This window comes from Acidovorax sp. GW101-3H11, assembly GCF_001633105.1.
Classification (GTDB): domain Bacteria; phylum Pseudomonadota; class Gammaproteobacteria; order Burkholderiales; family Burkholderiaceae_C; genus Acidovorax.
Genome location: NZ_LUKZ01000018.1, coordinates 1 through 5,223, shown reverse-complemented (window position 1 = coordinate 5,223; position 5,223 = coordinate 1). Strand labels below are relative to the sequence as shown.

General features: G+C 68.8%; 5 protein-coding genes and 1 pseudogene. 3 read left to right on the top strand and 3 right to left on the bottom strand.

Features of this window, described 5'->3' with window-relative positions:
• Window positions 1-107: pseudogene (locus tag A1D30_RS25265) on the bottom strand (IS1595 family transposase); the annotation flags it as partial.
• A gap of 52 nt (window positions 108-159) precedes the next feature.
• On the opposite strand from A1D30_RS25265, the gene A1D30_RS16160 reads away from it, so the two are divergent.
• Both A1D30_RS16160 and A1D30_RS16155 read left to right on the top strand, forming a co-directional pair.
• On the top strand, window positions 160-1,452 hold the full coding sequence (locus tag A1D30_RS16160) for a putative DNA modification/repair radical SAM protein (protein ID WP_063461760.1): 1,293 nt from the start codon (window positions 160-162) through the stop codon (window positions 1,450-1,452).
• 15 nt (window positions 1,453-1,467) lie between these two features.
• Window positions 1,468-2,457, top strand: coding sequence for a TIGR03915 family putative DNA repair protein (locus A1D30_RS16155; protein WP_082836488.1), 990 nt, complete (start codon window positions 1,468-1,470; stop codon window positions 2,455-2,457).
• Here the strand turns inward: A1D30_RS16155 and A1D30_RS16150 are convergent.
• Window positions 2,351-3,352 (bottom strand): pyridoxamine 5'-phosphate oxidase family protein, encoded by a 1,002-nt coding sequence (locus tag A1D30_RS16150; RefSeq protein WP_063461759.1) that lies wholly within the window; start codon window positions 3,350-3,352, stop codon window positions 2,351-2,353. The genes A1D30_RS16155 and A1D30_RS16150 overlap by 107 nt on opposite strands.
• Entirely contained in the window at window positions 3,349-3,990 is a 642-nt protein-coding gene (locus tag A1D30_RS16145) for a glutathione S-transferase family protein (protein ID WP_063461758.1), read from the bottom strand. The genes A1D30_RS16150 and A1D30_RS16145 overlap by 4 nt, the downstream gene beginning before the upstream one ends.
• Window positions 3,991-4,107: 117 nt before the next feature.
• Between A1D30_RS16145 and A1D30_RS16140 the strand changes: the two genes are divergently transcribed.
• Window positions 4,108-5,031, top strand: coding sequence for a LysR family transcriptional regulator (locus A1D30_RS16140; protein WP_063461761.1), 924 nt, complete (start codon window positions 4,108-4,110; stop codon window positions 5,029-5,031).
• Window positions 5,032-5,223: the final 192 nt, after the last annotated feature.

Genomic DNA, 5,223 nt, shown 5'->3' with positions numbered 1-5,223 from the left:
TCCAGGAACGCCTGGCAGGCCTCTTCGGTGGCAAACCAGTCAAGAAATTCGTTCCAGGTGCGAGGGTAGTCCTGTCCAGGAGTTGGCGTTAGCATCTGGGTTTCCATCCAGCTATTCTGACGTCACTGGAGCTAAATAGATACCCCTTAAATTCATCCAGTGAATTTACAGTCCAAACTTGCCATCCTGGCCGACGCGGCCAAGTACGACGCCTCGTGTGCGTCCAGCGGCGCTGCGCCGCGCGACTCGGTGGGCGGGCGCGGCATGGGCTCCACCGAGGGCATGGGCATCTGCCACAGCTACGCGCCGGATGGGCGGTGCATCTCGCTGCTCAAGATTCTGCTCACCAACTTCTGCCAGTACGACTGCCTGTACTGCGTGAACCGCGTGACCAGCAACGTGCCCCGCGCGCGCTTCACGGTCGATGAAGTGGTGCGGCTCACGCTGGACTTCTATCGCCGCAATTGCATCGAGGGGCTGTTCCTGTCCAGCGGCATCATCCAGAGCCCCGACTACACGATGGAGCAGGTGGTGGAGGTGGCCCGCGTGCTGCGCGAGGAACACGACTTTCGCGGCTACATCCACTTGAAGACCATTCCCGACGCATCGCCCGAGCTGATGCAGCGCGCAGGCCGCTATGCAGACCGCCTGTCCATCAACATCGAGCTGCCCACGGCCGAGAGCCTCACGGCCCTGGCGCCGGAAAAAAACAGCGCCGCCATCGACCGGTCCATGGCCCGCATGGCGGTGCACATTGGCGAATCGCGCGCAGCCCGCAAGGAGCAAGCCGCGCAGGCCATCGTGTCGATGCCGCAATCGCGCACCACGCGCCGGGCCAGCGTGCCGCTGTTTGCGCCGGGTGGGCAGAGCACGCAGATGATCGTGGGCGCCGATGCCACGGACGACCGCACCATCCTGGCCACCAGCGCGCGGCTGTACGGCGTGCACCGGCTGCGGCGCGTGTACTACTCGGCCTTCAGCCCCATCCCCGACGCAGCCCGCGCCCTGCCGCTGGCCGCGCCGCCCACGGTGCGCGAGCACCGGCTGTACCAGGCCGACTGGCTGATGCGCTTTTACGGCTTCACCCACGACGAGATCGTGCCGCCGAGCCAAGGCGCCCCAGGAGGTCCAGTGGGCATGCTGGCGCTGGATGTGGACCCCAAGCTGGCCTGGGCGCTAGCGCACCGCGAGCGCTTTCCGGTGAATCTCAACACCGCCCCGCGCGAGCTGCTGCTGCGCGTGCCCGGCTTTGGCGTGCAGACGGTGGAGCGCCTGCTGGCCGCCCGCCGCGTGCGCCGCCTGCGGCATGCGGACCTGGCGCGGCTGCATGTGCCGCTCAAGAAGGTGCTGCCCTTTGTGGAGGCGGCCGACTACCGGCCCGGCCGCGCGCTGGAGGCTGCCGACCTGGCTGCGCAGCTGACGCCACCGCCGGTGCAAGGTAGCCTGTTTTGAGCCGGAGCGGAACACATGCAGCGCCACGCCATCACGCTAGAGCACCCCACCGACTGGCCCGGTTTTCGCACCACCGCACGCGCCCTGGTGCAAGCCAATGTGCCCCCGCAAGCCGTGGACTGGCGCTGCCAGGTCGATGCCGCTGAAGACCTGTTTGCGCCCGAACCCCACAGCCACAACGCCCTGCCACCGCCAGCCCCCGATGCGCCCACGCCGCGCGTGCCCCCCGACTTTGTGCACCTGTGCGAGCAGCTCATCCTGCACCGCGACCCGGCCCGCTTTGCGCTGATGTACCGCCTGCTGTGGCGCATGGCGCAAGGCGGCCATGAAGCCTACGCCGCGCGGCACGACCCGCTGGACGCGGACCGCATGTTGGCCCAGCACATGGTCCGCGCCGTGGCACGCGACATCCACAAGATGCACGCCTTTGTGCGCTTCCGGCCCGTCGTGGAGCCGGGTGGCCAGACCCTGCACATGGCCTGGTTCGAGCCCGACCACTACATCACCGTGGCCAACGCGGGCTTCTTCATCCGCCGCTTCACGCAGATGCGCTGGGCCATCCTCACGCCCGACGCCAGCGTGCGCTGGGATGGGCAGCAGCTGCACACCGGCCCCGGCGCTCAGCGCAGCGATGCGCCGCCGCCCGATGCGGGCGAGGCACTGTGGCTCACCTACTACCGCCACATCTTCAACCCCGCGCGGCTCAAGCTCACCATGATGAAAAAGGAGATGCCCACGCGCTACTGGCACAACCTGCCCGAGGCCGCGCTCATCACCGAGCTGGCGCAGACAGCGCATGAGCGCAGCGCGAAGATGGTGGAGGCCGAGGCCACCGTGCCGCGCAGGCGCATCGCGGCGCCACCGCCGCGTTCGCAGCCCGCCGCAGGAGCGGCGCCACTCACCCCAGCGCCGCCCCGCGCATCACCCGGAACTGAGGGGCCGACACCGGCGGTGTCCACCGCCACGGCAGCACCTGCGGCCGCCACAGGGCGCGCAACACCGTGAGGCGCAGCACACGCTGTGCGCCGGGCCAGGGCGCACGCGCTGCGCTGTCCCACAGCACCTCGGCCTGCGCTGCAATGTGCAGCAAGCCGCCCTCTTCATAGTCCACCACCAGCAAGCCTGCCAGCGGGTGCAGGGCGAGGTTGCCCAGGGTGTTGAAGAACTGGTTGCCGGGGTAGTCCGGCAGGCTCAGCACCACACCACCCGGTGTGTGCGCCACCTGCACAAAGCCCGGCTCGCCGCCCCGGTGCGACACGTCCACGCCTTCGCTGTGCCCGGCACCAGGGCGTGGCGCCGAGGCACTGGCGATGAACAGCGTGTCGGCACGCTGCACACGCGCAATGGCGGCTTCGTCCAGCCCGGCCCCCAGCCACTGCACCGGGCCCGGAGCAACCAGCGCAGCGCGCAGGCCGGGCTCCCGCGCCTGGATGTATTTGGGGCAGTTGCCAAAGCTCTGCACCACCTGCACGTCCAGGCCGTTATCGCCAAAGGCTGCCACCCGCCCGTTCATGCGGTTGCGCCGCCGGGTGTGTGGCTCCAGCCCCAGCACGCCCACGGCCGCGCCGGGCGCCAGGTGTGCGAGCACCGGGTCCTGGGAATCCGGCGCGGTCGCGATCTGCATGTGCTGCGCATCGGGGGTGTGCACAAACCCGGGCGGTCCGGCAAGCATCGTGGCCCACGGCTGGCCTTCTTCATCCAGCGTCCCCAGCAGCAAGGTGGGCAGCTTTTCAAACAGCTCACGGTGCTGGTCGGGCATGTGATCGCGCAGCACCATCGCACCCACGGCCGCCATGCGCTCGCGCACACCCACGCGCGCCTGCAGGGCCTGCTCACCGCGGTGGAAAGCCTCGGGCGGCACCGGCGCCGCAACCGATGCAGCGGCCACGGTGGATGTCATGCCGCCACCTGCTCGGCAGTGGGCAGTTGGTCGGCCAGCACCGGGTAGCCCGGCAAGGCCTGCATGCGCGCCACCCAGGCCGCAATGCGCGGGTAGGCATCCAGCGGCAGCCCCGCCAGGTGCGCCTGCGAGGTGTAGCTGACCATGGCCACATCGGCCAGGCTAGGCGCAGGGCCCCCCAGCAACCAGGCGCGCCCCTGCAGCTCGTCCTCCATGAAGGCCAGCAGGCGCTTGCCGGTGGCCTGTGCGACCTCGTTCACGGCGCGGCCGTTCAATGTCGCAAAACGCGGCCCTCCGATGCCCGGTGCCAGAAAGCCCGCCGCCAGGCTGAACCAGCGCTGCAGCTGCGCCTGCCCCACGGCGTCTTGTGGCAGCCAGGCACTGCCGGGGGCGTAGCGCTGCACCAGGTACACCAGGATGCCGTTGCTGTCGCTCAGCACCTGGCCCGCGTCCACCAGCACGGGCACCTGGCCCAGCGGGTTGAGCGCCAGAAACTCCGCGCGCTGGTGTTCGCCGCGCAGCAGGTTCACATCGATCAGTTCATAGGGCAGGCCGAGCAGGCAGAGCATCAGCTCCACGCGGTGGCAGTGGCCCGAGATGGGCATGCGGTAGAGCTGGAGCGGGGTGGTGGGGACCATGGTGAAGCCTCGTCGGTGGGTGAGTGGAAAGATGGCTCGACGATATCTATTGCACGCTGCGATGTGAATCACCAGCCACCGCTTTTCATAATTGCGGCATTCGCAATAATGGGTGGCATGGACTATCTCGACACCCTGCGCTGTTTTGTGACCGTTGCCGATGCGGGCGGCTTTGCCGTGGCGGGGCGGCGGCTGGGCTGCTCGGCCACGGCCGTCACGCGCGCCATTGCGGCGCTGGAGGCGCGGCTGGGTGTGCTGCTGTTCCAGCGCAGCACGCGTTTGGTGCGGCTGACCGAAGCGGGCGAGCGTTTTCTGACCGACTGCCGACCCATCCTGAACGATCTGCACGAGGCAGAGCAGACCGCCAGCGGCGCGCAGGCACAGCCGCAGGGGTTGCTGTCCATCACCGCGCCGCAAATGTTCGGCATCCAGCATGTGGCGCCCATCGTGTTGGGCTTTTTGCAGGCCCAGCCGCGCGTGCAGGCGCGCACGCTGTTTGTGAACCGGCTGGTGCACCTGCTGGAGGAAGACATGGATGTGGCCGTGCGCATTGCCCACCTGCCCGACTCAGGCCTCACCGCCCTGCCCGTGGGTGCGCTGCGGCGGCTGGTTGTGGCGTCGCCCGACTACCTGGCGCGCCACGGCGAGCCACAGCACCCGCAGGACTTGGCTCAGCACCGGGCGATTGCGTTCTCGTTCGATGCCCGCGCTGCCGCACCCTGGAAGTTTGGCGAGGGGCTGGTGGGCCAGCCGCAGATTGCGTGGATCAGCAACGCGAACGAGGTGGACATTGCCGCCGCCGAGGCGGGCCTGGGCCTTACGCGCTGCCTGGCCTACCAGGCAGCAGCCAGCCTGCGCGCGGGGCGGCTGCGCATTGTGCTGGCCGGGTTTGAGCCCCCGCCGGTGCCCGTGCACATCGTCTACCCCGCCGGGCGGCGCGCGCCCGCCAAGGTGCGGGCGTTTGTGGAGTTTGCGCGCGAGCGGCTGGCAGCCGAGCCCGTGCTGCAGGGCCGGGGGCTGGTGCGGAGCGGAAGGCGCTGAGTTTTGAAGCCCTTTTTGGCCGTTACCGCCCGTCCATCATGCCCAGGGCAATCGCATCTAAACCCCTCCTCAAATCAGAGCGAAACTGTGGCGTTCGATCACCCGATTCACGTCCCATGACCCTGCTGCAGCACCTGCAACTCATCCCCGACCCACGCCTTGCGCGCACGCGCCGCCATGAACTCCAATCCA